The sequence below is a fragment of the Nitrospira japonica genome (assembly GCF_900169565.1).
GTDB lineage: Bacteria > Nitrospirota > Nitrospiria > Nitrospirales > Nitrospiraceae > Nitrospira_C > Nitrospira_C japonica_A.
Window position 1 is genome coordinate 610924 of the sequence record NZ_LT828648.1, and the last position, 24058, is coordinate 634981.

28 protein-coding genes and 1 pseudogene are annotated in these 24058 nt (G+C 59.5%); 11 read left to right on the top strand and 18 right to left on the bottom strand.

The genetic code is table 11. From position 1 onward, the window contains the following. Positions 1 to 80: 80 nt before the first annotated feature. From NSJP_RS02975 to NSJP_RS03045, 15 genes and pseudogenes are all read right to left on the bottom strand, one after another. Positions 81 to 1439, bottom strand: coding sequence for a glycosyltransferase (locus tag NSJP_RS02975; RefSeq protein WP_407938665.1), 1359 nt, complete (start codon positions 1437 to 1439; stop codon positions 81 to 83). Further along, a pseudogene (locus NSJP_RS20010) lies at positions 1413 to 2135 on the bottom strand (glycosyltransferase family 2 protein); the annotation flags it as partial. The gene NSJP_RS02975 and the pseudogene NSJP_RS20010, both read right to left, overlap by 27 nt. Then, a complete protein-coding gene (gene fabG, locus NSJP_RS02980; RefSeq protein ID WP_080885450.1) occupies positions 2132 to 2860 on the bottom strand; it encodes a 3-oxoacyl-ACP reductase FabG in 729 nt (242 codons plus the stop codon). The pseudogene NSJP_RS20010 and the gene fabG, both read right to left, overlap by 4 nt. After that, positions 2851 to 3312, bottom strand: a complete 462-nt coding sequence (locus NSJP_RS02985) for a hypothetical protein (protein ID WP_080885451.1) — start codon at positions 3310 to 3312, stop codon at positions 2851 to 2853. Before NSJP_RS02985 ends, fabG begins: the two co-directional genes overlap by 10 nt. A gap of 1 nt (position 3313) precedes the next feature. Continuing rightward, the gene (locus tag NSJP_RS02990; RefSeq protein WP_080885452.1) at positions 3314 to 4099 is read right to left on the bottom strand and encodes a beta-ketoacyl synthase chain length factor; all 786 of its coding nucleotides are present in this window, start codon (positions 4097 to 4099) and stop codon (positions 3314 to 3316) included. Beyond that, entirely contained in the window at positions 4096 to 5286 is a 1191-nt protein-coding gene (locus NSJP_RS02995) for a beta-ketoacyl-[acyl-carrier-protein] synthase family protein (RefSeq protein WP_197685471.1), read from the bottom strand. The genes NSJP_RS02990 and NSJP_RS02995 overlap by 4 nt, the downstream gene beginning before the upstream one ends. Further along, on the bottom strand, positions 5283 to 7601 hold the full coding sequence (locus NSJP_RS03000; protein WP_080885453.1) for an MMPL family transporter: 2319 nt from the start codon (positions 7599 to 7601) through the stop codon (positions 5283 to 5285). Before NSJP_RS03000 ends, NSJP_RS02995 begins: the two co-directional genes overlap by 4 nt. After that, complete coding sequence (locus tag NSJP_RS03005) at positions 7598 to 8200, bottom strand: LolA-related protein (protein ID WP_172834114.1); 603 nt, start codon at positions 8198 to 8200, stop codon at positions 7598 to 7600. Before NSJP_RS03005 ends, NSJP_RS03000 begins: the two co-directional genes overlap by 4 nt. Next, the gene (locus tag NSJP_RS03010; protein WP_172834115.1) at positions 8151 to 9071 is read right to left on the bottom strand and encodes an LpxL/LpxP family acyltransferase; all 921 of its coding nucleotides are present in this window, start codon (positions 9069 to 9071) and stop codon (positions 8151 to 8153) included. The genes NSJP_RS03005 and NSJP_RS03010 overlap by 50 nt, the downstream gene beginning before the upstream one ends. Further along, the gene (locus NSJP_RS03015; RefSeq protein WP_080885456.1) at positions 9068 to 9391 is read right to left on the bottom strand and encodes a hypothetical protein; all 324 of its coding nucleotides are present in this window, start codon (positions 9389 to 9391) and stop codon (positions 9068 to 9070) included. The genes NSJP_RS03010 and NSJP_RS03015 overlap by 4 nt, the downstream gene beginning before the upstream one ends. A gap of 3 nt (positions 9392 to 9394) precedes the next feature. After that, positions 9395 to 10807: an AMP-binding protein gene (locus NSJP_RS03020; protein WP_172834116.1), complete on the bottom strand. Its 1413-nt coding sequence runs from the start codon at positions 10805 to 10807 to the stop codon at positions 9395 to 9397. Positions 10808 to 10812: 5 nt separating this feature from the next. After that, positions 10813 to 11094, bottom strand: a complete 282-nt coding sequence (locus NSJP_RS03025) for a phosphopantetheine-binding protein (RefSeq protein ID WP_080885458.1) — start codon at positions 11092 to 11094, stop codon at positions 10813 to 10815. 2 nt (positions 11095 to 11096) lie between these two features. Next, positions 11097 to 11855 (bottom strand): polysaccharide deacetylase family protein, encoded by a 759-nt coding sequence (locus tag NSJP_RS03030; RefSeq protein ID WP_172834117.1) that lies wholly within the window; start codon positions 11853 to 11855, stop codon positions 11097 to 11099. Next, a complete protein-coding gene (locus tag NSJP_RS19455; protein WP_172834118.1) occupies positions 11852 to 12154 on the bottom strand; it encodes a hypothetical protein in 303 nt (100 codons plus the stop codon). The genes NSJP_RS03030 and NSJP_RS19455 overlap by 4 nt, the downstream gene beginning before the upstream one ends. 837 nt (positions 12155 to 12991) lie before the next feature. Further along, a complete protein-coding gene (locus NSJP_RS03045; RefSeq protein ID WP_080885461.1) occupies positions 12992 to 13912 on the bottom strand; it encodes a MerR family transcriptional regulator in 921 nt (306 codons plus the stop codon). Between the two features lie 483 nt (positions 13913 to 14395). On the opposite strand from NSJP_RS03045, the gene NSJP_RS03055 reads away from it, so the two are divergent. The 3 genes from NSJP_RS03055 to NSJP_RS03065 all read left to right on the top strand — a co-directional run bounded on the left by NSJP_RS03055 (position 14396) and on the right by NSJP_RS03065 (position 16662). Then, positions 14396 to 15361, top strand: a complete 966-nt coding sequence (locus tag NSJP_RS03055; RefSeq protein WP_080885463.1) for a formylglycine-generating enzyme family protein — start codon at positions 14396 to 14398, stop codon at positions 15359 to 15361. A gap of 87 nt (positions 15362 to 15448) precedes the next feature. Then, complete coding sequence (locus tag NSJP_RS03060; protein ID WP_080885464.1) at positions 15449 to 15817, top strand: hypothetical protein; 369 nt, start codon at positions 15449 to 15451, stop codon at positions 15815 to 15817. A gap of 38 nt (positions 15818 to 15855) precedes the next feature. Beyond that, positions 15856 to 16662 carry a formylglycine-generating enzyme family protein gene (locus NSJP_RS03065; RefSeq protein ID WP_080885465.1) on the top strand — a complete coding sequence of 269 codons (807 nt, stop codon included), beginning with the start codon at positions 15856 to 15858 and terminating at the stop codon, positions 16660 to 16662. A 233-nt stretch (positions 16663 to 16895) separates the two neighbouring features. Here the strand turns inward: NSJP_RS03065 and NSJP_RS19115 are convergent, their stop codons facing one another. Continuing rightward, positions 16896 to 17228: a hypothetical protein gene (locus tag NSJP_RS19115; RefSeq protein WP_155969824.1), complete on the bottom strand. Its 333-nt coding sequence runs from the start codon at positions 17226 to 17228 to the stop codon at positions 16896 to 16898. On the opposite strand from NSJP_RS19115, the gene NSJP_RS03075 reads away from it, so the two are divergent. Genes NSJP_RS03075 through NSJP_RS03110 form a run of 8 tightly spaced genes read left to right on the top strand, consistent with a single transcriptional unit; the run spans position 17227 to position 22992 of the window. Next, positions 17227 to 18156, top strand: a complete 930-nt coding sequence (locus NSJP_RS03075) for a TIGR01777 family oxidoreductase (protein WP_080885467.1) — start codon at positions 17227 to 17229, stop codon at positions 18154 to 18156. The genes NSJP_RS19115 and NSJP_RS03075 overlap by 2 nt on opposite strands. 1 nt (position 18157) lies before the next feature. Next, on the top strand, positions 18158 to 18625 hold the full coding sequence (locus NSJP_RS03080; protein ID WP_172834119.1) for a DUF4149 domain-containing protein: 468 nt from the start codon (positions 18158 to 18160) through the stop codon (positions 18623 to 18625). Positions 18626 to 18648: 23 nt separating this feature from the next. Beyond that, a complete protein-coding gene (locus NSJP_RS03085; protein WP_172834120.1) occupies positions 18649 to 19101 on the top strand; it encodes a PDZ domain-containing protein in 453 nt (150 codons plus the stop codon). Between the two features lie 9 nt (positions 19102 to 19110). After that, positions 19111 to 19647, top strand: a complete 537-nt coding sequence (locus NSJP_RS03090; RefSeq protein WP_080885470.1) for a hypothetical protein — start codon at positions 19111 to 19113, stop codon at positions 19645 to 19647. A 9-nt stretch (positions 19648 to 19656) separates the two neighbouring features. Next, positions 19657 to 20079, top strand: coding sequence for a hypothetical protein (locus NSJP_RS03095; RefSeq protein ID WP_080885471.1), 423 nt, complete (start codon positions 19657 to 19659; stop codon positions 20077 to 20079). After that, positions 20079 to 21524, top strand: a complete 1446-nt coding sequence (locus NSJP_RS03100; RefSeq protein WP_080885472.1) for a cryptochrome/photolyase family protein — start codon at positions 20079 to 20081, stop codon at positions 21522 to 21524. Before NSJP_RS03095 ends, NSJP_RS03100 begins: the two co-directional genes overlap by 1 nt. After that, entirely contained in the window at positions 21521 to 22474 is a 954-nt protein-coding gene (locus NSJP_RS03105) for a YbgA family protein (RefSeq protein WP_080885473.1), read from the top strand. The genes NSJP_RS03100 and NSJP_RS03105 overlap by 4 nt, the downstream gene beginning before the upstream one ends. An 8-nt stretch (positions 22475 to 22482) precedes the next feature. After that, on the top strand, positions 22483 to 22992 hold the full coding sequence (locus NSJP_RS03110) for a sirohydrochlorin chelatase (protein WP_080885474.1): 510 nt from the start codon (positions 22483 to 22485) through the stop codon (positions 22990 to 22992). Between the two features lie 91 nt (positions 22993 to 23083). On the opposite strand, the gene NSJP_RS03115 is transcribed toward NSJP_RS03110, so the two are convergent. Continuing rightward, on the bottom strand, positions 23084 to 23515 hold the full coding sequence (locus tag NSJP_RS03115) for a response regulator (protein ID WP_080885475.1): 432 nt from the start codon (positions 23513 to 23515) through the stop codon (positions 23084 to 23086). A gap of 113 nt (positions 23516 to 23628) precedes the next feature. Further along, positions 23629 to 23976, bottom strand: a complete 348-nt coding sequence (locus NSJP_RS03120) for an alpha/beta fold hydrolase (RefSeq protein ID WP_080885476.1) — start codon at positions 23974 to 23976, stop codon at positions 23629 to 23631. Positions 23977 to 24058: the final 82 nt, after the last annotated feature.

Below are 24058 nucleotides of genomic sequence, written 5' to 3' on the forward strand. Positions count from 1 at the left end.
CCCTTAATAAGGATGTGGTGACGCCGGGATGAATTCGCCCGACGATATGCGACATCGTTCACACGCACGCACTCATGCTGCTAGTGCGGCACTGTTTCCAGACGCTCCAACGTTCGATGTCGCGTCTTGATCTCATCTGCCTGGCTCCCAAAGAGAGATTCTACAATCTGCAGGAATCGTTTGTCGCATCGATGGGCCTGCACCGACTCCTTGAGCGACTGTGCCTTCCTTTCATAGGAGACATCGGACAGGATGGTGGTAGCCGCGCGCTCCATCGCGTCAATCGATGCTTGTCCTGATCGGACATACTCGCCGACGCCGAATTCCTGCACGTAGTCCATCATCAAATACTGGTCCAAGTTGTAGGGCAGACCTATCACGGGAACGCCTGCTGCGAGCGCCTGGTAAACCGTAGTGCTTCCACCATTGCAGATGACGATGTTCGCGCGCCGGGCAGCTTCAAGGCCGGGCAAATATTCACCAACCCATACCTGACCCGGAACGGATGCCGGTGTCGGATGTCCGGCAGTCGAAACCATGGCATTGACCCCCAAGCGCGCGAGCATTGTTAAGACGCCGGGCAGCAGCTCGCCTTTCCCTGAACTCCCCAGACTCACGTAAGCCAGCGGACGGTCCTTCGGCACGTCGTCCCACCAATCCGGCGCCGAATCATATGACCAGAGAATCGGGCCGAGGTAGTGATGATGAGACGGACGCTTGAACGTCGGCACGAGCTCGGGCAAATCGGCATACAGGGTCTTATCTCCATCGGTGAAGCTGGACGACAGATCGTACCGGATCGCCGGCAATCCATAGTCGCGCCTGATTCTATTCAGGGCGGTCGCATGGTGAGCGAATACGATCGGCCTGAGGAGATTGAACAACCCCTGCCCGAGACGCACTCCGAACCGATCGACGATCTCGACGTCGGGGACGACGAACCTCGGCCGTGCATAGGGGCTCCAATACGCGTTGGCGATGCTCAAATATGGAATCCCGACCACGCGGGCACTGGCCGACAGCGACAAACGAAAATCGCCCACAACCACATCGGGACCGAGTCTGGCGAGAAGCCGGAGGTCCTCTTTCACATAGCCGCGCAATTCCTCCTCGGTATACAGCGGGTCCGCTTCGATCAACCGGCGGTGGAATTGCGCGCTGCTGATGGAATGGATTGAATGAACGGGAAATGGCAACCGTCCAAACACAGATAGATATCGACGATCGCAGGCGAGATGAACGTCGTAACGACGGGGATTGAGCGTACGTGCCAAAGCCACGGTTCGAGCGATGTGTGCCAATGTCACGGATTCGGCTATGAACAATATCCGGCGACGGATGGCCCTCCGGTCGTTCCCTTTCGCAACTTGAGGACATGCTCGCCTTGGCGGCATCGCGTGAGGCGCTTTGAAGCTCCGAACGAGGCCTGAGACATCCATACGACGGGACAGCAGCTTGCCGGCCACCATCCGAGTAATCTGTCCGATGTCCCGTCCTTGACGAAAATGACTGTCGCGCAAGTGCCGGCCGTACTCCACCGAGATCGGCACCGAGCGGATCGGAGTTCCCAGCCGGCCTGCTTCGATCAGAATCTCGCTCTCGAAGACAAATCCCGTCTCGTGGTCGCACCGGATTCCGGCGGTGCGGAGCACGGAAGACGGATAAATACGAAATCCCGATTGACTGTCGCCGATGGGTTGCCCGGCCGCCCAGGAAATCCAAAAATTGGCCATGCGGTTGGCGGCGTACCGCTTCGGCGGAATTCGACGGGGATCGTGCAGCCGGGAGCCGATGACGACGGCCAGAGGGTCCCGCCGATGCATCGCGATCAGGGCCGGAATGTCATTCGCATCGTGTTGGCCGTCGCCATCAAGGGTGATAATCGCCGTGGCATGTTGTTCCATCGCCTGCTGCATGCCGTGCCAGAGGGCGGCGGCCTTGCCTCTATTGTGCCGATGGCGAAGCACCACGACCGGCAGGTCTTGGCAAACCGTGGCCGTGTGATCGCTCGATCCGTCGTCCACAATAATGACCCGGGACACATATTCCAACGTCCGGGCTGCCACCTCGCGAATGGTGAACGCTTCGTTATAGGCGGGAATGACCGCCACGAATTCCGACGATACGCGGCTCATGCCATCGCTCCATTGACTGAAATAATCTGGCCGGAAATATACGCGGCCGAGTCGGACACGAGATACGCGACAAGGCCGGCAACTTCCTGCGCAGTCCCCGCGCGCTTCATGGGGACCAGGCGGGTGATCGTGTCCTTGTCGAACAGCTGATCGGTCGCCGGAGTGGCAATCAGCCCCGGCGCCACGGCGTTCACGGTAATCCCTCTGGATGCCACTTCGAGCGCCAGGGCCTTGGTCGCGCCATGCAGACCGGCCTTCGCCGCCGCATAGTTGACCTGGCCGCGGTTCCCGATGAGCCCGCTGACGGACGTGATGGACACAATGCGTCCCCAGCGCATCTGCATCATCGGGAGGAGCAACGGCTGCGTGACGTTGAAAAATCCTTTCAAAGACACATCGATGACGGTCTCCCAGTCGCTCGGCTCCATCCCGGCCAATGGCCCGTCCGAATAGATGCCCGCGTTGTTCACAATCATCTGGATGGGGCCGGCCTCCAGCAACGTCGCCAATGCGGCGGCGGTCTGCTCCCGATCGGTGACGTCGAACGCGATCGCCTCGGCGCTCCCGCCTTTGTCGCAGATGGCGTCCACCACGGTTTGCGCACGGTCCATGTGCCTGTGGCCGTGGACAATCACGTGATGACCATCCCTGGCGAGTGCTTCGCAGACGGCTGCTCCGATGCCGCCGCTTCCGCCTGTCACGATGGCTCGTTTGATCATGGCCATACCCGGGACTCGCCCGGCGAGGCCTCCTTCGCCAACGGGTGTGCCATCACCACGATACGCCCGGTGAGAACCGTGGTTGAGCCTGCCGTCACGGAAATGTCATAGATGCGCCCGTGATCGTGAGCCAACACCAGTTCCGCCCGAACCGTGAGTGGTTCGACCAGATCATCAAGCACCGCGACGTTGATGACCACGTCGCGCACCGACGCCAATACTCGGCCATCCTGTGCGGAAACCGAACCGGCGAGCAGGGACCCATGCGCGGCAACTGCCTGTGATCCATACTCAATTGCACAGAGCGCATACAGGTCTGCGCCGCACCGTAATGGATGATCAGGCCGTCGATGACTGGTCGCCCGGCACACGATCGTGTGCTCGTTCCAGCTTTCGACCGAGTCCAATAGGCACATGGCGCCCCGATGGGGAATAAGACCCTCGACCGAAGGATGCATGTCATGCCTCGCAGGCCACGACGAGACTCTGTTCATTGGAATAGTCCAACACGATCGATTGCGGTTGCCCCGACGCCAGCACCGACAGCAACGGGAACGATCGCGCCATGGGATTGGCATGCACGGCGCGGTCGATGGCATCCGGAATTCCGGTCTGAGGCCGCGGAGACTCCAACTCGATCCACCAGCGCATGAGCGAAGCCCCATACCGCGGCGGCGCCAGAACGAATGCCACGGCCAAACTATGGGCGACGTTCCTCACGGCACGGAGAGGCTCGGGAAACGGCAGATCGTATCCCACCAGAAGCACGGCCTCCTGCTCGATCGTCGTATGTGCGGCGGCCTCCAGCAGGCCGGCCGCGAACGAATAATCAAAGGCACAGAGGCTGGTCGAACTCCGTCGGGACCCCGTGCCTATGCTCCAATATCCCGCCGGCGCGTTATAGACGGAGTTGTGAAATAAGGTCGGGGACACGCCGCCGGGGGATCCCGCCATCGACTCGCAGATCTTGTCGGTAATGTCTCCGTCCCCATCGGAAGACGTAAAGACGGTGGCCACCTCATCACGAGGCAGATCACTCATCGTCAGCGCATCATCGGCCACCTTGATGGTGAGTCGTGCAGCCTCGCTACTCCTGCGGCGCTCGACGTTCGGAAGAATGTGCGGGATCGGTTTGACCGTCGGCCGAACCGTATGCGGCATGAGCCCGGTCAAGATGGAACGGGCGGCGGGCCAGTCCTCCAGTCCAGGGCCGAGGATACCGATTCCCAACACGTCCACGTTCATGACGAGGCCTTTCCGAACACCAAGCTGCAGTTGCAGCCGCCGAAGCCGAATGAATTGCTCACAGCTTGTCGCAGCGATCGGCGCATCCCGATCAGCTCGATGCGGGCGCGCAATCGAGGATCGAGCACCTCCGTATTGACCGTGCCGGGAATGCGATCGTGGCGGAGGGCCAGGGCGACAATAATGGCTTCCGTGATCCCGGCGGCGCCGAGGGTGTGGCCGGTCGCGCCTTTGGTCGAACTGCAGCTGGTTTGTCGGCCAAAGACCCGGCTCACCGCTTCGTCTTCCGCCCGATCGTTTGCCTGCGTTCCGGTTCCGTGAAGATTGACATAATCGATGTCCGAGGGCTGAAGTCCGGCACGGGAAAGCGCCTGCTCCATGGCGAGAGCCGCGCCTTGCCCTTCGGGCTGGGGCGTCGACATATGATAGGCATCGCTGCTTTCACCATATCCAAGCAGTACGACGTCCGCTGCCGCGGGTCCAGGCCGTTCCAGCAATGCAAATCCGGCTGCTTCTCCGATGGACAAGCCGTTGCGTGCCACGTCGCAAGGTCGGCATGGCTCATCGGACAGCAGCCCCAGCGAGGCGAACCCGTACAGCGTCATGAGGCACAGGCTATCCACGCCCCCGACCACGACCGCATCACAGAGTCCGGCGTGAATCCAGCGCGCCGCGCTCGCGAACACTCTTGCGCTGGAGGCGCAGGCCGTCGAGACCGAGACGGCGGGACCCGTGAGTCCGAGATAACGCTGAACAAATTCAGTGACCGAGAAGAGGTTCTGCTGATACCGATATCGAATGACGTCCGGCAGCTTCCCGTCAGCCGTTCGCCGGCGATAGGCCAGTTCCGTCTCCAATATCCCCGACGTGGTGGTGCCGAGAACCACGCCGACTCTGGCGGAACCATATCGTTGCCGAGCCGCATTCACAGCTCGTTCAAACCCATCCTGTTGCATCCCCAACAACGCCAATCGATTGTTGCGGCAATCCCAGGCGCCGAAACTTCCCGTGATCGGCTCCTCCTCGATCCCGGCGATCCGGCCGATCCATGTCTTGACGGTCACGTCGAGAAAATCGTTGGGGCGCAGGCCGTGCCGGCTCTCACTCAGCGCATTCCAGGTGGCCTGAAGGCCCAATCCGAGTGGATTCGCCGTGGCGAGCGCGGTCATGGCAAGCGGCGGCATCATGCCAGGGCCTCCTGCTCGATCATCACTGCGGACAAGAAAAGAGAGAACAACGCCCCAAGACTCACCGTGGCGCCGATTGCATGCAAGACCGGCGTGCTCGAGAAGGCGAGGGTCCCGAATGCCGCTAACGTGGCAAGGATACAGACCGAAAGTGCGAGCGACGTCCGCCGGCGTTCGTCGGCGTCCCCGGTCCTTCGGTTGAAGAACAGGGCATAGTTGAGGCCGATGCCCAGCACCAGGAGCAGCGACACCAGATGAAAGAGCGTCAACCGCTCTCCTGCAAGACCGAGAGTCGTCACCGCAAGCAGGATCGCCGACAGGGCGGGCAACAATACCCGCCAGACCAGGCCGAACTGACGAAGTCCCACCCAGAGAAGAATGGCAATCGCGAACACCCCGGCCGCCGTCAGCTTCACCGCCTCCCGACGATATCCGGCAATGACATGCCCGGTCTCTTCCTTCAGGTCCAGAAACCACAGATCCTTCGCCTCTTCCTTGAGCCGTTGCGCGACGGCCGGCGCAGACGTCACGCCCCTGAGAGGAACCAGTCCGCTCCATTCGTTACCGCTGAACACGAGCGATACACCCAACCTGAGAGCAAGGGCCGATGACTTCAAATCCGCCAAATCGAGAAGCGGGCCGACACGGGTTGCTTCCACATCCCGTAAGAACGGTTCAAATGTCCCCTCTCGAAACGGAAGCCCGGCGACTGCCTCCCGTAAGGAGGCCTTCAAGGGCCCCGGTTCAGGCAGCAGGGCCTGTCGCCGTCTTTGCGTCGCTTCCGACGGCAGTAACGCGCTCGGCAGATCGAATCCGCTGATGATCCCATCGTGAACGAGACGGTGCAGGACGGGTTCGGCCGATTCGCTCATGGACAGTACCCGTTCGCGGGTCTCTCCCCTCATGACGACCAAGTAGCGGACGTCCGGCGCACCCAATTCAGACCGCAGTTGCTCGTCCAGAGCCTTGGCCGAGTGTGAAATGGGACTCAAGCTGGCCAGATCGTCATCCCATACCCTGTCATGATTGAACGCCAGAAAGAGCCCGGCACCGGCGATGCCGATCCATGCCACCGTTCTCAGTCGTCGCAGCCCGGCAAGCCATCGGGTCGCGTCCAGTGCCGGCGCATTCGACAGAGGAGACGTGCCGGGCGCATGCGCCAACGCGGGAATGACCCAGCGGGTGACGAGTCCGGCGGTGAAGACCCCGACCACCGTCAGTGTCCCGAGCTGTGACAGTCCGGTGAAACTGGACAGTAACATCGAGAGACCGCCAAAGACGGTGGTCAGGATCGCCAGCCGAAGCGTGGGCCAGATACGACGCAGGGTATCCGACGGTCGTTCGTTTGGTGCGAGCTGGGTGAACAGGTAGGCCGGATAATCCACGGCTTCACCGATCAAGGTGGCGCCGAATCCCAATGTGATGCCGTGCACGAAACCGAAGAGGAGCTGTACCGTCGCCACGCCGACGACCATTCCCGTCAACACGGGAAGCAGGCTGGTTATGACCAGCGGCACCGAACGATAGACCAGATACAGCAAGGCGGTCACCAGCGCACCCGCGATGAGAGAGAGCCGCCATGAATCATTCTGGATTGTCGCCCGTGCTTCCACGGCGAATACGGCGGGCCCGCTGAGCAGCAATCGACCGGTCTCAGGCAATTGTGCTCTGCTGAACGCGTCACGAATGGACGCGACCGCCTGCTCTTGCCGATCCAAATCGAATGCCGGACCGATCGACTCTGCCACGAGCTGTGCCCTGTTCCCATCCCGGGAAAACCACACACCATGGAGAAGGTTCGGCGTCTCTTCCGGTGCAACAGCGGCCATGACCCGACTCACCTCGGCGGTGGGGTCGGCGGCCAGAAAGGTTTTGGTGATCGCGCCGGCCGATGAGCCCAACATGCGTAATTGATCCTGAAGAGACGCATGCAACGATGCCGCAGTGAAATGCTCCTTGGTGATGGCCGGGCTCAACAGGTATCGATACCGCATCAATGTCTCCACTTCGGCTGAAGCGGCGGCGAGATCGCCGTTCTGGACGGAATTAAACAGGCCGTTGGACCGCAAGCGGTGCGCCATTCCACGACTGGCTTCGGCCAAGACCTCCGGCGATGCCCCTTCAAACCCCACCAGCATGAGCCTTGCCACCACCCCGTCGCGCAATTGAGCGACCACCAGCCGTTGCAGCGGATCGGCCGTCTCCGGCAGGAGTGCCGTCATGTCGGTCGTCAACTTCACTTGGCTGAGTATGCCGACCCCGACGACCAGTATGGCAATCCAGAGACCGACTGCGATCCGCGCGCGTCCCGTCACGACGCGGGCTCATGAATCGTCATGACCGATTGGTCTCCGCCTGTCTCGATGATTTCGACGGACGTCAAGCGACTGTCCTTTCCATGCAGGGCGATGGAGGTCAAACGGGCAGCCGCTTTCTCATCGAACGGCCGCAACGTCAACGTCCATCCCTGTCGAGAGCCGTCAATCCTCACATCATAAAACCGCTGCAAGGTGGCCGCGTCGCCGGCCAGGCTGGCGCGGATGGCTTCCACAAACGACCATATCAACGGATGGCTCTTGACTCGCACCCGCTTCGTCCCGTCCTTGTTCGTCAAGGTCAATTGGTCGCCCTGGACGACAAGATGTTCTTCGTAGGGCGTGAGCACGTGTTTCTCAATCCGGTCCGGGCGGGTGTAGGACAGCGTGCCGGTGAGAACCATCGGCTCCGTCAGTACGGTCAGGGTTTTCGTTTCGGTAAAGCGATCCTGCCGGGATTCGACTTGGGCCATGAGCTCCATGAGCCGCGGAACGTCCAATGGCTGCGGAGCATCGACATCGGCCTCAGCCGCGCCGCCGAGCCCAAGACTAAGGACGAGCAGGCATATCCGAATCCGTTGTTCGATCCGAGAGTTCATAGAAATTGAACCAATTGTAGGGATAACGAAGGCAATAGTATTCCAGCCGTTTCGCATATTGTCTGACCCATTCGACCGACGCTTCGGCCCGGCGGGCGCGATCCCAATGGATTGCCTCGGCAAAAGGTTCAAACCGGATCCGATACTGCCGCCCACCCTCATAGAACCCGAAGAACAGCACGACCGGCACTTGGAGCATCCCCGCCAGGAGAAAGGGCCCCTCGGGAAACACCGTCGACGCACCGAGGAAGGAACAGTTGACGGTCTTCTCCCCGCTCAATACGCGATCCGCCAGAATGCCGACTACCTCTCCCTTGTCCAGGCACTCTTTCACTTTCAGCATGGTATCGGGTCTGCCGGGCTGGATAATCCGGTCTCTGATACCGGCGCAGAGTCCGTGGAGCACGCTGTTGAGGTTCGAGGCGGCGCCTTCGTGCATCACGACGTGAATCGGCAAGTGCCTTTCCAACAATCCTTTTGCCCGCAACACCTCAAAACTGCCGAGATGAGACCCCATCAAAATGAATCCGCACTTGCGATCGAGCAACGATTCGACGATCTCGGTCCCCTCCGTTTTCACATCAAACCACCGATGCTGCCCCGACAGAAGATAGACGCGGTCGTGAATCGTCGAGGCAAAGGTGTGATAGTGCAAAAAGATATCCGTCCATTGGACATGTCTCCCGAGCACCCGCTCCAAATAGCGGCGGGAAATCAGGCTGGTGCCTCGTGAGAACACGACGAAGTAGAGACAAATGGGGTACAGGAGCAGACGCGACAAGGGCCGCCCGATGCGGAGACTGAACCAGGTCAAGAGCCGCAAGAGAACCAAGCTTCCGCGTTCCGGCCGGCCCAACCATTCTTCGCTCACGATTGCACGTCCGTCCTGAACGGTCGGTGACGCCGCATTGTTCCCAATGCAATAGTCTTACGATTGACGATGACGGAAAAGGCGATTTCGTCGGGACTGTGGTTCTCCACGGCGACGGCGAATCGCTCGCCGGGATGCAAGGGACCGATGAATTTGACCGCGGGCCATGAAGAAGGTCCGCTCAGCGTCCCGTAATGACGGTCAAGCGCCTCGAGCACTTTACTCAATATGAGGACACCGGGGACAATCGGATTGCCGGGAAAGTGTCCGGCCAAGGCGGGATGATCCGGATCGATACAGGCCTCTGCGATGCTCATCATGGGTCACCCTCGTCTCCGCCTGGAGCGAAGAGCCATCTCTGTCGCAAAGGTCACGAGCGCGTCTTGCGGGAGTTTGCCGGTTGAATTCCGGGGTAGTGATTCGACGAGGTGCAACGGACGTGGAAGAAACACGGGGTCGATGCACTTCCGTAATTCCGCCTGAATGGCCGACGCCCTGACACCGGGCGCCACAACGAAAGCGGTCAACCGTACGTCCGCGACAGCGGCCGTAGGCGACCGATAGAAGACCCCGTCCACGACGCCGTCGACTCGAGCCAATATCGCATTCAGCGCCGCCAGCGAGGCGCGCTTTCCGGCAATCTTGACCAGGTCATGGCTTGGACCGTGCAAAGTGAACTGCGTTGGTTCCTGGATCGTAATCCGATCGACCAGCCTGAGTGGCGGACCCACGTGGCCCTGACTCACCCAGGTCGCGTCCCCTTCCTGCCACAGCCGAAGTCCGGAACAGAGGGACCAGGTCTGGGAAGCAGTGGTTCGTCGCGTGCCGATGACGCCGGCTTCCGTGCATCCATACATTTCGCGGACCGGGGCGTGCCAGAGATTTTCCGCTTTTCTCGCCAGAGAACGGGTAAGCGGCATGGTGGCCGACACAATTTCCTTCAACCCCGGCAGATCGATCTGCTGTCGTACATACGCCCGCAGATGGATAGGCGTGGTCATCAACCAGACCGGCTGATCGATGTGGCTCAATGCCCCCACGATATCGGCCGGCAACACCGGATGACCGGCGTGGACACTCCAGCCGCATTGCAAAGGCAGCATGATGGTCGTTTCCAGGCCAAACATATGTTGTGGCGGCACGGTGCCCATCACCATCGCCGAGGAGGCATCCGACGGGCCGAATTGGTTTTTGAGCGCCTCGGCTCCCATGACCATCGCCCCCCACGTCTTCGCATGAGCCCGAGGCAGTCCGCTGCTCCCCGAGGTGAAGACCACGGCAGCGATTTGATCGGACGATATGATCGGGATCTCTTCGTCCATTCGATCGAACGTGGGGACGACGTGGTCCACACGGTATGCGGGGATGTCCTGGGGAACATCCTCGTTATCCGTGAGGATGTAGGCGTCCGGATACCGCTCTTTGAGCTGGGTGAACACGCGGGGAGCCCGGCAGGTCGGAAGCAAGCTGATGTGCCGGGACATCAATGCGGCGGCAAATCCGATGAGAAAATGATACCGGTCTTTGCAAAGATTAATGGCATGCCGCTTCGCCGGCACATACGAGGTGAGGCCCCGGACCGAAGCCAGGAAGTGCCGAACCGAATAGGTCTCGCGGTCTCGCCGTGCGACACAATCGTCGAGACCGGCATGGGCAAGCAACGGATAGTATTCGGGAACGGCTTTGAAACGCGTGGCCCGTTTTCCGCCGACCACGCCGGTATCCGCTACGGTCATACGGCTCATTTGGGCCTTTGCCGATTGATGTGTGCGGTCAGCGCCCGGATCGACGTAAAGGCGGGCCGATCTTCCGAACGCAAGGCCACTCCATACTTCTTCGAAATGGACAGGACGATTTCCAGCATATCGATCGAATCCAATCCAAGCCCGTCTCCGAATAACGGCGCCGCCGGATCGACGTCCTTGACGTCCAGTTCCAAATGCAACGTGTCGACGATCAAACGTGCGAGATCGCTTTCGGAAATTGCATCGCATGCAGATTCCTGTTTGACCTGAGTAGGCATAGCTATGAAACCTCCGCAGGCTGCGATTCGGCCTCGATGGCCTCGACCGGATGGACGGTGCGAGGCAGGGCGGCCAGGGTGATATCCGACGCGCAGTCGTAAAACGGCTTGCTGTCCAGCTGAAGTCCGACCCGATCCGACTCCGCGATGAGCAGATCGAAATACTCGCTCAGATGACCGGCGGTATAGTTATTGGTATCGTGGAACGTGACGACGATGGGGATCATCCCATCCACGGTCGGCAGCTCGCGACGCAGAAGGCGTCTGCGGATGCCCTCGAGCTGCAGATGAAACGTCCATTGCCGGAATACATGCAGACCCCAATCGATTCCGTCGTAGGCCTTCACGTCGGATAAGAGCATGTGGAGCCCGTGGCGGCTGTAGCCGGTCAGCGTGTCCGGATTGAAACGCCAATACGGAGGTCGGACGAACATCGTCTCACTCCGTGTGATCACGCGAATGTCGTCCATCCCATTCCGCAAGGACTGATCCAATTCGTGTTCCGACAGAGCCGTGTGGCTCACATGGCCGGCTGTCCCGGTGTGAAGTCCCAATACGTGTCCTTCCGCGCATTCACGGTCCAGGAGTGAGCGGCCAAGCGACGAGTTTCCCCCGGCCGGATTTCTGGTTTGGACAAAGAACATCGCCTTAATGTTCTGCTGAATTGGATTATGGGAAAGCTGCATCAATATCGCGGCCGTATTGGGATGCGGTCCATCGTCGAACGTCACCAAGAACCGTGCATGGCAGCCGCTTGTCACAGCGCTTTTTTCTCCTCTGAAGAGGATGCGGTGGCTTTGACCACCTTCCCGGTGCAGACATACGCATTTGAGTAGATCCAGGCGACCGGTCCGGATGCCGGCTCATGGTGCATGTCCGTGAGCCTGACTTTGACGTTCAAATTGGTCGCGTCCTCCTTGAGGTTCTCAATACAGGCCTGCGGTGACCGTCCGCTGGAGACGACTTTCTCAATCTCGTCGGACTCGAAATTCGGAATCGTGTAGTGCGGTCCGCAACCGCCTAGCAGCACAACAGCAACACTGATCCACAGCCTTTTCATTATGTCCTCCCCGTCTAATCGGCCGATTTGGTGAAAACTCTCGTCTCCATTCTGTTGCAAGGACACTCTATCCAGAATCCTAGTGGCATCGGCCACTAGGGGCATCCCCTGCAGGACGAATTCCGTTCCCCTAGCGAATGCTGCCAACCGTCTCGGCGGAATGGGGAAACCCCTGAGTAGTTGCCTTAAGGAAAGTCCATCACTGAGTGTCTCCATCCTGTTCAAGGCATTTCCCTAGTTCGTGCGACGTCATCCTGATGACACAATGCGCTCACGATTGCCGTGAACAATTCCGCTGTCGGCAAGATGCGAAACCATTTCATCGAGCAGCCATACAGCAAAATGGCGCTACCCGATCCGGATTGGCTTCCAATCCGGCGTCTGGCGGACGTGGAAGTCACATCGGAAGATCCGGCTAGACCGATCGAGAACGTGTTCCTACGGGATCAGTCCTTCGGCTGGCGGGCGAGAGGGCCCGGGCAACAATTCATCCGTCTTCGATTCAATCGGCCACTGACCATTAAAAGAATTCGGCTGCGGTTCGCTGAGTCGGTTTCGCAACGGACGCAAGAATACAGCTTGCGATGGTCGTCCAATGAACCTTCGTCCCCGAGACACATCGTGCGGCAACAATGGAACTTTAGTCCACCATGTGCGACAAGTCAGATCGAGGACCACTATGTCGAGCTTGCAGCGGCCGTCATGCTCGAGTTGAACATCATCCCAGACATTAGGGGCAGCTCTGCGACTGCATCATTACTCCAATGGTGGATTGGCTAGTTGACACTCCTCCATACTTCCTCGCCTATAGTTCGTCGCGAATGATGAGTCTACCCGCTAAATGCGTGACGCCATGGTTTTGGCGGCCACGAGTGCGGACAGACGATTGCGGAGGAGGAGAGGATCATCCAGCAGTTCGATCTTCGTGTCGCGCAAGAGCGGTTGGATCGCGTGGGATCCCCGACCGCCGATCCCAACAGACCACTGCGCGCCGAGCGTATCCAGATCTTCCGCGAGGCGTTTCGCCGTTGCTTCGGACATCTCTTCCGTGAGGGACAAGAGGATAAGAGCCGGTTTGACGCGGGTGCAGAAGGCCAGCAGGTCAGCGGCGGGAAGGTTTGGGCCTAGGTAGTACACCTGGCATCCGCGGATAGCGGCGAGATAGGCGACGGCTTGCGCGCCGATTTCATGGAATTCGCCTTCGGGACAGGCGATGACGACCCGGGGACCTGCGTCATTGACCGGCAGTTGGTTGATGACGGAAAAGAACTTTTGCTGGATGATCTTTGTGACATAGTGTTCAACCGCGACGTTGAGCGTGCCTTCGTGCCATAACTCGCCGACGCGCCGTTGGAGCGGAAGCAGGATTCGCTGAACGGCTTCTTCGAACGGAATGACCGCAATGGCACCGTTAATTTTCTGTTCAAAGCGGGTTTTGTCCAACGGATCAAGTAGCAATGCGAGTTCATCCAGCAGGTGCTCGTGCGGCTTCAGCTCCAGCGCGGTCGGCGGCGAACTGCTTCTCATGCGCTGCAGTAGACTGCTCCGTCCTTCCGCCGCCAGTGTGCCGATCGTCTGGCCGCGATCCAACTCCTCCTTCAGGAATCGAAGCAACGCCACCTCTTCGTCCGTATATTCGCGATAGCGATTGGCACTCCGCGAAGGTTTGACAAGGCCATACCGCCTTTCCCAGACCCGCACGACATCCTTAGACAGCCCAGTCAGCTTGGCAACTCTATGAATTCTATGAACGTTCATGCTCAAAAATCATATTATTATCATGTCCAATGTTTGTCAAATAATTATCATCAAACTATTGACAAACTGACCTACATCAACTATACATTAGACATACAATAAACAAACATTAAACACGCTGATCGGTGAACATGAACGGAGCATCGGCGGTGGGTATTGAATCGGACACGGATTCCGGCCGGACCAGCTCTCGGGCGCTTCACTATAGCTCGCCCTGCGCTCGCTGCGGCGGACTGATGGTGAACCACTTCTTAACCGATTTGTTGAATCACGCTGGCGAGCTGGAAATCGAAATGCTGCGCTGTGTCCAGTGTGGAGAAGTCGTGGATTCCGTCATCCTTCGTAACCGGCTCAGGCAGGTGGCGATGATGGTGAAGAACTCCGAGCCGTCTGGCCGATCAATCGCCAGACGGATGTCAGCGTGAGCATGACGTGCCAGACCAACCAGGGATGCCTGGTCCTTTCAAAACAAGGAGGTTTTCAATGCGGAGTCACACCGTTCTTCAGGTTGGATTAGGAGTTGCCTTAGCGGCCGGGTCTCTGTCCATGGCGTCGGCAGGAGACCAACCGAGCCGTGACAAGGATATGGTCCCCATCCCGAAGGGGGAGTTCACCATGGGGAGCAACGAACATTCAGACGAAACAAAGCACCAAGTTGTGCTCGATGCATACCTGATCGACAAGTACGAAGTCTCGAATGCTCGATACAAGGAGTTCATGAGTGCGACCGGTCATCCGGCACCCGCCTATTGGGACGATCCTCGACTCAGCAAACCCAATCAGCCTGTCGTGGGAGTGAGCTGGACCGATGCCAATGCATTCTGCAAATGGGAAGGCAGGCGGCTTCCGACAGAAGCGGAATGGGAGCGAGCGGCCAAAGGCCCGGAGGGCGACAATCATTACCCCTGGGGGCACAAACTGGATCCCCAAAAGGCCAACTATGGACAGAATGTCGGGCGCACAATGCCGGTGGACTCCTATCCGGAAGGGGTGAGCGGATTCGGCGTCTATAACATGGCGGGGAACGTCTTCGAATGGGTCGAAGATTGGTACGACCCAAAGCACTACAAGGAGAGCATCGCGCTGAACCCCAAAGGGGCTGAGAAGGGCTACAACTTTGCCAATCAGGGGCCTGTGAAAGTGCTGCGCGGCGGTTCCTGGCTGGCGCCGGAGACTTCGCTCCACACGAGCCATCGGTTCTGGAATCAGCCGGACAACAACTCCTACGGCGTCGGACTCGGGTTCCGTTGCGCGAAGGCTGCCCCGGCGATCTCGGACGAAGCCGTGCAAGCGGGGCGCGATGCGTTCATTGCGGCCCTCGTGGCGATGGGTGCTGAAAAGCATGCAGAGGCCATGACCTCCATTGAACGGGCGCTCGCCGCCGACCCAGGCCACAAGGAATACCTGGCGACCCGTGATCTGATCAAAAGGAGCATGACGAAGAAATAAGAGAGCCGCTGATTAGAACTGGGGAAAGGATGAGTGGTGCTCAGTAACTCATGCGTGCGTTTTTATGATCGTATCGGAGGCGCACCGATGAAGCTTTCGGCAGCTTTTCTCCTGTGCTTCGCAGCGAGCGGGCTCTCGAACGTTCCTCCTTTACTGGCCGAACCCATAGATCCGGCCGAACATTCGCATGCGGAGCAAGCGAGGGACGTCCATAAGGCCGAGCATACAGTAGACCATGCTTGGGAGGTGTATCACGGCGCCGCGTTAGGGGGAACAGTCGCCTCCCCTACTCTACAGGCAAATATTGAGCAGCATCTGCATGACGCACGAACCCTCGTGACGAAGGCCCACGAGGCGGCCGAGCGGGGGGATAAGAGTGAGGTGGATCGTCTGGTCGCTCAAATTAGAGTCCATGCATCCCAAGCTATCGAAGGGAGTAAGGAGCAGAAGAAATGACCGGAGGTTTGAGGAGGACAAACGCTCGCTGGAGCAGCATGGCGGCGATCGTCGTCACGGTCTGCACCGGTGCGCCGTGGCTGGTGATGGCGGAGTTGCCGGCAACTCCGCAAGAGCTTGATCCGGTCCCCATGATCTCGATTCCAGCCGGACAATTTCTGATGGGTAACCCGGAGGGGACAGGACGGGCCGATGAGTGGCCGCAGCGATCCGTGTACCTCGACGCCTTCGCGATCGATCAAGTCGAGGTGACGAATGAACGATATAGAGCATTCGTCGTGGCGACGGGCCACCGAGATCCGCCGAATCCCTACGGTACAGGCCCATTAACGTCCATCCAGGGAATCGGGGAACTGCCCGTTGTGCAGACAACCTGGTACGACGCCAAGGCCTATTGTGGTTGGGCAAAGAAACGGCTGCCGACTGAGGCGGAATGGGAGAAGGCTGCTCGTGGGACCGACGGCCGCCGGTTTCCCTGGGGCGATGAACCTCCGACTTCAAAACGCGCGAACTTCGACCGGGAGTGGGCTGATGAAAGAACGTTACATCCGGTCGGGTCACTTCCTGAGGGAGATTCGCCCTACGGGGTGAAGGATCTGGCCGGCAACGCCAGGGAATGGGTCTCCGATTGGTACGACCCGGACTACTATCGGCATGCTCCGACTAAGAATCCTCAGGGTCCTGACAAGAAGGGAGTGGTCCGGGCGATTCGTGGCGGGTCCTGGCACAGCCCGTTGGCCGACATTACAACCTCGGCGCGCGGGCGGGGCGGGTTCGCGCTGCAGACGCATGGCACCGGTTTTCGCTGTGTCCGTAGTCTCGAAGGAGACGCGCTGAAAAGGTAACCGGCCAGAGGAACGTGAAAGCATTGCACAATCTGTATAGGAATCCGGAGACCGGCTTACTCTTCCTGCTGGGGTAGCGCCGCGACTTCACAACAGCAGCCATTGAGAAATACTGTCGTCATGCACCAGTCAAATGAATTGAGCGGATTCCGTGTCAGATGGGACGTCTCCGGTGACTGAACGTTCCGGTTTTCGAGGGTCCCATGGAATCAAATGGGAGATCAGACCGGACTTCAGTTTCCACTTCGCACGTCGACGATCACTGCGCGCGGTGCGGAGGGCTGATGGTCGTGGAACACTACATAGATCTGCAGGACGATACGGGTCAGATCGGCATGACCGCGTGGCGTTGCACGAGCTGTGGAGAAGTGGTTGATGCCGTCATTCTTCAAAACCGGGTCAAACCGACGCCGAATCTCCTGTACGGGACGAAGCAACGCACGTACGCCCAGCGTATCGATGAAGATACTCGGGACGGTTCGAGTGGGAAAAATGGAAAGGGCAGTGAAGAAGGTGATGGGAGCTGACGCACAGCACTCGGTCGAGCTGTAAGGAGAAAGTGCCATGCGCATTGTCCTGAATGGAGGAACGGGGTTCATTGGTCAGGCCTTGTGCCTCTCGTTGGTACAGGATGGCCACCATGTCACCGTCCTCACGAGAAATGCCCGATCGGCAGCACAACTGCTCGGACCCCTTGTGACGGCAGTTGAGTGGACCGGACGAGACGCGGGATCCTGGGAACACAGTCTTGAGGGGGCCGATGCCGTCATTAACCTCGCTGGCGCGCCGATCGCCGATGCCCGCTGGACGGACGCCAGGAAGACACTCTTGAAGGACAGTCGCGTGCTCACGACCCGTCTCTTGGTCGAGGCCATGTCCCGCCGGTCGTCGAAGCCCGGGACCCTGATCAGCGCCTCCGGCATCGGCTATTACGGCGCCAGTGACGATCGAGTGCTGAATGAGAGTGCGCCACGCGGTCGTGGGTTCCTAGCCGACCTATGCCTCGCATGGGAGGGAGAGGCGCTCCGGGCCATGGCATTCGAGACACGGGTCGTTCTCTTGAGGACGGGGATGGTGCTTGAGCAGAACGGCGGCGCGCTGCCGAAGATGCTCCTGCCGTTCAGATTATTCATGGGCGGTCCGATCAAGCCCGGCACGCAGTGGATTTCCTGGATCCACCGGCGTGACCACATTGGAATGATTCAGTGGGCGCTCGCCACGCCAGGCTTGTCCGGTCCCCTCAATGCCGTGGCGCCGGGGGCCGTGACGGTGGCCCAGTTCTGCAACCTTCTCGGGCGTGTGCTCCGTCGGCCGTCCTGGCTCCCCGTGCCGGGCCTGATGCTGAAGATCCTGCTGGGAGAGCTGGGAACGCTCATGACAACCGGACAACGAATCTATCCGGCGAAGGCGCTGTCGGACGGCTATGTCTTTCAGTACCCCACACTGGAGCCGGCCCTGCAGGCGATCTTCACCAAGGATCAAGGAAGTCACTGACATGGTACCGTTGATGGAATATCTGTCGATGTTGGCAGTGGCTGTTCTGGTCGGCAAGGTTATCCTTCTGTCCTTCGTGGTGGCTCCCGTCCTTGCGAAGAATCTTGAAGCTGAGGCATTCGGCAAGGTAGTCCGTCAGCTGTTTCCCGCTTACTATGCGTTGGGAATTGGAGCGGCTGGTGCCGGTCTCGTGTTGGTCATCATGCGGGGAATCGCAGGAGAGACAGACGCGCTGCATCATCTGGCCGCCGGGCTGTGGCTCGCAGTAATTGCCGCCGAAACCTATTGCCGCGCTCCGCTTACCCCTCAGAGCAATGCCCTGAGGGATCGCTTGAAGGCGCAGGAGTCACGAGGGGCGGTGGATCCCGTCCTCCAGCAGACGTGGAATCGACTGCATCGACGGTCGGTCTATCTGAACTCGCTCGTGCTGCTCCTGGGGCTCGGTTTACTCGGATTGGCAAGTCGATGACAGTTCACAAAGGAGGTATACCCATGAGGATCAACCCTATCTCCGGTGCGACAGGTGTAACGATGAGTCTTTTGTTGACCGCCGCAGTCTGGGCTGCCGACCAGCCCATGAGCCAAGCTCCCTATGCCCATGGAGATGAGGCGAAGCTACCGGGCGGCGTGATCGGCGTGTCTCTGCAGGTCGGAGCCGAGCGTATCGGTGATCCGGCCGTCCTCTATGTCGGGATGGTCCATCCGGAGGGACCGGCTCAGCAAGCGGGACTGAGACATGGCGATGAAATCGTGAGTGTAGACGGAACTGCGGTCTCGGGAAAGACGTACGAACAGGTGGTCAGAATGATTCGGGGAGACGCAGGTACGATCGTGAAGCTGGGAGTCAAGGGTGAGGACGGAGCCCGCGAGATTACCATCTCGCGGGTGGCGGGGGACAAGCTTCCGAAGGGTCCGTCGGGATCCCACGGCGATCCGGCCAGATAGGAGTACCTCGTGATTTCTCGTGTTCTGCTCATCGGCTTGTTCGCACTGCCGGTCGTCCTGGTGGAGAGAGATGTCGCTTTCGGCGAGGCGGGAGGGACCGTGTCGGTGACGATGCATCCCGCGCTGGGCAAGGCAAGTCTCTTTCTGGCGGCCGGCGATTATCGGCGGGCGCTCGAAGCCTGTCAGCGAGAGATCGACGAGGCTCCTTCGGCAGCCAGCTATATCCATCTCACTTATGTCTATCAGGCGATCGATGCCTACCTGGAGCATCTCTCACGGGAAGAACGGTGGATGGCGGTCGAGCAGCTGTATCTGAATCTGGCCTATCGCGACACCGAAGACCTGGTCGATCCTCCGGGAGGGCTGGCCCGCATCGCCAAGGAGATGATTCAATCGAGCGTGCGTCAACAGTCGGACGTCAGCGCTGCCATGGCCATCCGACTGGACAATGCCGAATCGGACCGACTTTGGCAGGAGCAGGCGCAGTGGCGGGCAGCCAATCCGAAAACCTGGTGGCAAGGGGTTCCGAAACCCTGGGTGCGTTAGGAGGCGGAGATGAGCGCCAAATCGACCGGCGTCGATATCAAATTGATGGGCGGGTTGTTCCTGATCGTCGGGGCGGTGGACCTGGTCATCATCGTCATGTTTCCTTCGTATGCATTGAAACTGTTTGGAACCATCGTAACCGGTCCACTCTCGTTTCCGGCGAAACTTCACTCGCCTGCCGTGCACTTGTTGATCGGGTACGGATTCTTGTGGCTGCGCCCCTGGGCCTGGGGCCTCAGCCTGGCCTATGCGGGGTTTGGCCTCGCGAGCGAGGCGTTGAACCAACTCGCCTTCGGGTTTCACCCGGTCCGATCCGGATTCATGGTCACCACCGCACTGTTCATCATCTATCTGTATTCGCGGCGGCGACTCTTCACCGATCAGCCGGGGATGCCGACCACCGGGCCGTCCGTTTCAGAAGGATCGCACTGATGCGAGGCATCGTGTGGCTCAGACGGGATCTCAGACTGTCGGATCAGCCGGCCCTGACGGCCGCCTGCGAAGCCTGCAGCGAGGTAATCCCACTCTTTGTCTTCGACGACCCTTTGCTGCGGTCGAAGACCTTCGGATCCGTCTGCGTGAATTTCATGCTCGGCTGCCTGGAGGATCTGGCTGCGTCATTGGCCGCTCGAGGCCTCCCGCTCCAGTGGCGTCGCGGCGAGCCCGTGGAAGAAGTGGTGACTGCCGCGCGTGAATGGAAGGTCGACGTGGTCTATTGGAATCGGGATTATGAACCGGCCGCGCTCCTGCGTGACCGGGCGGTTCAGCTCCAGCTTGCCGAACAGGGAGTAGAAGTCCGCACGTTCAAGGACCACGTTGTCTTCGAGGCAGACGAGGTTTGCGGCATCACCGGCGAGCCGATGCAACGATACAGTGCCTATCGGGCGCGCTGGTGGACCAAGTGGCAGGCGGTGAAGCCGACGCTCCTCCCGATTCCGAGAGGGTTATGCGTGGAGAAAGCGGTACCACTCCCTGCTCCCCGTCCGATCCCGGCAGCCCGTGAGCTGGGATATGAACCGCTGACGCCCTGGATCAGGGCCGGTGAACAACACGCTCGAAAGAGGCTGGCCTGGTTTGTTGCGGAGCCGATTCACGCCTACGTGAACAGCCGGAATCTTCCAGCCCTCGACGGCAGTTCGAAACTCTCACCGCATTTCCGCTTTGGAACATTGTCGCCTCGCACCGCCATCCATATGGCGTTGGCCAGTCTCGCAACAGGCGGTCGCGTCTCCCGTCCCGATGTGCTCACCTGGATTGATGAACTGGTTTGGCGCGAATTCTTTCAGCAAGTGCTGTCGGCCTTCCCGCGCGTCGCGGGCGGCCCTTTCCGGGCCATTGCTGTGCCGCCGGCACGTGAATCGGGCCCGGAACGAGACAGGTTCTTTCAGGCCTGGTGCGACGGGCAGACCGGTTATCCCATCGTGGATGCCGGCATGCGGCAACTCAATGAGACGGGCTGGATGCACAATCGCGTGCGCATGGTCGTCGCATCGTTTCTGATCAAGGATTTGCGACTGGACTGGCAGTGCGGCGAACGCTATTTCATGCAGCGGCTGGTTGACGCCGACGTTGCGGCGAACAACGGCAATTGGCAGTGGTGTGCGTCGACGGGGACGGACGCCATGCGCGGGTACCGGATTTTCAATCCCGCTCTGCAGAGCAAGAAATTCGATCCGGACGGTGCCTACATTCGGGAATATGTGCGGGAGCTGGACGGAGCAGCTTCGAAGTGGATCCACGAGCCGCATCTCATGAGTCCTGATGAGCAGGTTCACGCCCGATGCAGAATCGGGCGCGATTACCCTTCGCCGATCATCGATCATCAACAAGCGCGCAGGGAGTACTTGGATCTGGCCAAACAGCAGGTGAAGCGATGACGGTGAATCGGCTTCGTCTCGGCATCAGCCGATGTCTGCTCGGCGAGCAAGTCCGCTACGACGGCGGTCATAAGCGCGACCGTTTCCTGACCGACGTGCTCGGGCAATACGTTGAATGGGTTCCCGTCTGCCCCGAGGTGGAGGCCGGGTTGAGTACGCCGCGGGAAGCCATGCGGCTGATCGGTGATCCGAAAAAACCGCAACTCACTACAATCAAGAGCGGACGGAACCTGACGAGGCCGCTTGCGCTGTTCGCCGAGCGGAAGATCGAGGCGCTGGAGCAATCTGATCTGTCCGGCTACGTATTTAAGAAAGACTCGCCCAGCTGCGGGATCGAGCGGGTCCGCATATTCAACCAGCAGGGCATGCCGAGCCGAACCGGCATCGGGATATTTGCGCGGGCCTTTATCGAACGGTTTCCACTCATCCCTGTTGAGGAAGAAGGTCGGCTCTGCGATGCGCCGCTCAGGGAGAACTTCATCGAGCGCGTGTTTTGTTACCGCCGGTTTCAGGATCTGCTGCAGAACGTCGTCACGAGGCAGACCGTGGTGCGGTTCCACACGGCTCACAAGTATCTGCTCCTCTCCCATAGCCAGCAGCACTACCAGGCCCTCGGTCGGCTGGTCGGTCAAGCGGAACGCCACCGCCCGAAGGATCTGGCCCTGAAGTATGGCGAGCTGTTTATGAAGGCCCTGGCCGTAAAGGCGACGATGCGCAAGCACGTGAACGTATTACAGCACATTCTGGGCCATTTGAAGGACCGATTAGGCGATCGGGACAAGGCGGAGCTGTTAGGCGTGATCGGCGACTACCACCGAAGGCTGACACCGTTAATTGTGCCTCTCACGCTCGTGAAGCACTACGTCCAGAAATTCGACGTCGCGTACATTAGGGATCAGATATATCTCAACCCGCATCCCAAAGAATTAATGCTGCGCAATCACGTGTAGGAGGAGTCATGGAGACAGGCAGGAAAGGCATCGTATTGGTCGGTCATGGTGGCATTCCAAAAGACTGCCCACAAGAATTGGTGGCAAAGCTGAAACGGTTAGAGGGACAACGCCGAGCTGCAAAACTTCCGCCGTCGCAGGAAGAAATAGACCTCGACCAGAGAATTCGCCGCTGGCAGCGAACGGCCGAGTCGGATCCTTATCAATCCGGTCTCACAGCCGTCGCCGAGGCTCTTAGCCCTCAGCTTGACGGAGCGTTGTTCGCCATAGCCTATAACGAATTCTGCGCGCCGACGCTGGAGGAAGCCGTGGACGATCTGGTCGGAAAGGGTGCGACGCAGATCACCGTGCTGACGACGATGTTCACGCCAGGCGGGTCGCACTCGGAGGTCGAGATTCCCGAGATTCTCGAGCATTTGCGGCCGCGGTTTCCGGGAGTGGAGTTGCGCTATGCGTGGCCCTTTGACTTGCAGCTCGTGGCAAAGACTCTGGCCGAGCAGCTGCGGCGATGGCCGTGACGATGCCGGAGACTAGACCGATGTAACGAATACCTAACTCCCGACGAATGCAGCACCGCCCTCTACGAAATGCATCGCCCGCATCATCGTGTCACGCCGAAGAACGCACTGCACCCCGTCTTCTGAAGTGACCGACGGCGCTCATGGACTTGGTCACGGCCTGATCGAGCAGGTCGGCGGAAGCCTGCTGCTTCTGAAGACACGCTTGCGCACCATAAAGAACCGCGGCTGAAAGAAGGGCATCGTTGGAGAGTCGCGTGAGGACGACGACGGGGATGCCGGGACATTCCCGCAAGGGAATCAACTCGCGCAAGACTTCGAATCCGGACATGTCCGGCAAGTCGAGTTCGAGCACGACACAGTCGAAAAGCCGCCCTTGGCAGCGTTCGAGACCGGATTTCCCGTCTCCGGCTTGAAAGATTTCATAGTCAGGCGAGCTGTTCCTGAGAAGGCCGGCATAGTGCACTCGATCCTGGTGATTACCGTCAATGATCAGAATTGCAGCCGATCCGTCGCTGGCCATCTGGGGCGGAGCAGGTGTAAAGCTGTGGAGAATTATGCCGGGAATAACCAACCGCCGGGACTGGGATGGTCCCTAGGGAGTGACGTGGTCCGGCATGAATCGGTGCGAGCCGATCACGGATTTTGAGGTGCGATCCCGAGTGACTGCAACGCCTCCACGACCGCTTCGTTGAACGCGTCGGCTTCTTCGAACGGGATATTATGGGCTGAATCCTCGAACCAGATAAGGTGTTTGGGCGCACGCAATACTTCGAAATACCGGGCAGCGCTGGCCGAGTCGACATGCCGATCATACCGTCCCAGGAAGAAGAACACCGGAACCCCGACGCTCGGTACGGCTCGTTCCAGGTTCAGATCGAGAAGCTCCGGCGTCATGGCTTCGAGACTCACGCGATTTCCACGATGGATGGAGAGGAGTTCCCACGGCGTCACGAGGCCCGAGACGAGGGCGCGTGCGGCCATGCACCGTTCATAATGCTCCACAAATCGAGAAGAGGATCATGGAAGCCGGTGCCGCGGCCTTTCTCAGCAAAGAGGTCGCCGT

Coding starts and splice junctions, on each gene's coding strand:
- NSJP_RS02975 (WP_407938665.1), bottom strand. CDS start 1,439: ATGGATGTCTCAGGCCTCGTTCGGAGCTTCAAAGCGCCTCACGCGATG.
- fabG (WP_080885450.1), bottom strand. CDS start 2,860: ATGGCCATGATCAAACGAGCCATCGTGACAGGCGGAAGCGGCGGCATC.
- NSJP_RS02985 (WP_080885451.1), bottom strand. CDS start 3,312: ATGCATCCTTCGGTCGAGGGTCTTATTCCCCATCGGGGCGCCATGTGC.
- NSJP_RS02990 (WP_080885452.1), bottom strand. CDS start 4,099: ATGAACGTGGACGTGTTGGGAATCGGTATCCTCGGCCCTGGACTGGAG.
- NSJP_RS02995 (WP_197685471.1), bottom strand. CDS start 5,286: ATGATGCCGCCGCTTGCCATGACCGCGCTCGCCACGGCGAATCCACTC.
- NSJP_RS03005 (WP_172834114.1), bottom strand. CDS start 8,200: ATGAACTCTCGGATCGAACAACGGATTCGGATATGCCTGCTCGTCCTT.
- NSJP_RS03015 (WP_080885456.1), bottom strand. CDS start 9,391: ATGATGAGCATCGCAGAGGCCTGTATCGATCCGGATCATCCCGCCTTG.
- NSJP_RS03020 (WP_172834116.1), bottom strand. CDS start 10,807: ATGACCGTAGCGGATACCGGCGTGGTCGGCGGAAAACGGGCCACGCGT.
- NSJP_RS03025 (WP_080885458.1), bottom strand. CDS start 11,094: ATGCCTACTCAGGTCAAACAGGAATCTGCATGCGATGCAATTTCCGAA.
- NSJP_RS19455 (WP_172834118.1), bottom strand. CDS start 12,154: ATGAAAAGGCTGTGGATCAGTGTTGCTGTTGTGCTGCTAGGCGGTTGC.
- NSJP_RS03045 (WP_080885461.1), bottom strand. CDS start 13,912: ATGAACGTTCATAGAATTCATAGAGTTGCCAAGCTGACTGGGCTGTCT.
- NSJP_RS03055 (WP_080885463.1), top strand. CDS start 14,396: ATGCGGAGTCACACCGTTCTTCAGGTTGGATTAGGAGTTGCCTTAGCG.
- NSJP_RS03060 (WP_080885464.1), top strand. CDS start 15,449: ATGAAGCTTTCGGCAGCTTTTCTCCTGTGCTTCGCAGCGAGCGGGCTC.
- NSJP_RS03065 (WP_080885465.1), top strand. CDS start 15,856: ATGGCGGCGATCGTCGTCACGGTCTGCACCGGTGCGCCGTGGCTGGTG.
- NSJP_RS03075 (WP_080885467.1), top strand. CDS start 17,227: ATGCGCATTGTCCTGAATGGAGGAACGGGGTTCATTGGTCAGGCCTTG.
- NSJP_RS19115 (WP_155969824.1), bottom strand. CDS start 17,228: ATGGCACTTTCTCCTTACAGCTCGACCGAGTGCTGTGCGTCAGCTCCC.
- NSJP_RS03080 (WP_172834119.1), top strand. CDS start 18,158: ATGGTACCGTTGATGGAATATCTGTCGATGTTGGCAGTGGCTGTTCTG.
- NSJP_RS03085 (WP_172834120.1), top strand. CDS start 18,649: ATGAGGATCAACCCTATCTCCGGTGCGACAGGTGTAACGATGAGTCTT.
- NSJP_RS03095 (WP_080885471.1), top strand. CDS start 19,657: ATGAGCGCCAAATCGACCGGCGTCGATATCAAATTGATGGGCGGGTTG.
- NSJP_RS03100 (WP_080885472.1), top strand. CDS start 20,079: ATGCGAGGCATCGTGTGGCTCAGACGGGATCTCAGACTGTCGGATCAG.
- NSJP_RS03105 (WP_080885473.1), top strand. CDS start 21,521: ATGACGGTGAATCGGCTTCGTCTCGGCATCAGCCGATGTCTGCTCGGC.
- NSJP_RS03110 (WP_080885474.1), top strand. CDS start 22,483: ATGGAGACAGGCAGGAAAGGCATCGTATTGGTCGGTCATGGTGGCATT.
- NSJP_RS03115 (WP_080885475.1), bottom strand. CDS start 23,515: ATGGCCAGCGACGGATCGGCTGCAATTCTGATCATTGACGGTAATCAC.
- NSJP_RS03120 (WP_080885476.1), bottom strand. CDS start 23,976: ATGGCCGCACGCGCCCTCGTCTCGGGCCTCGTGACGCCGTGGGAACTC.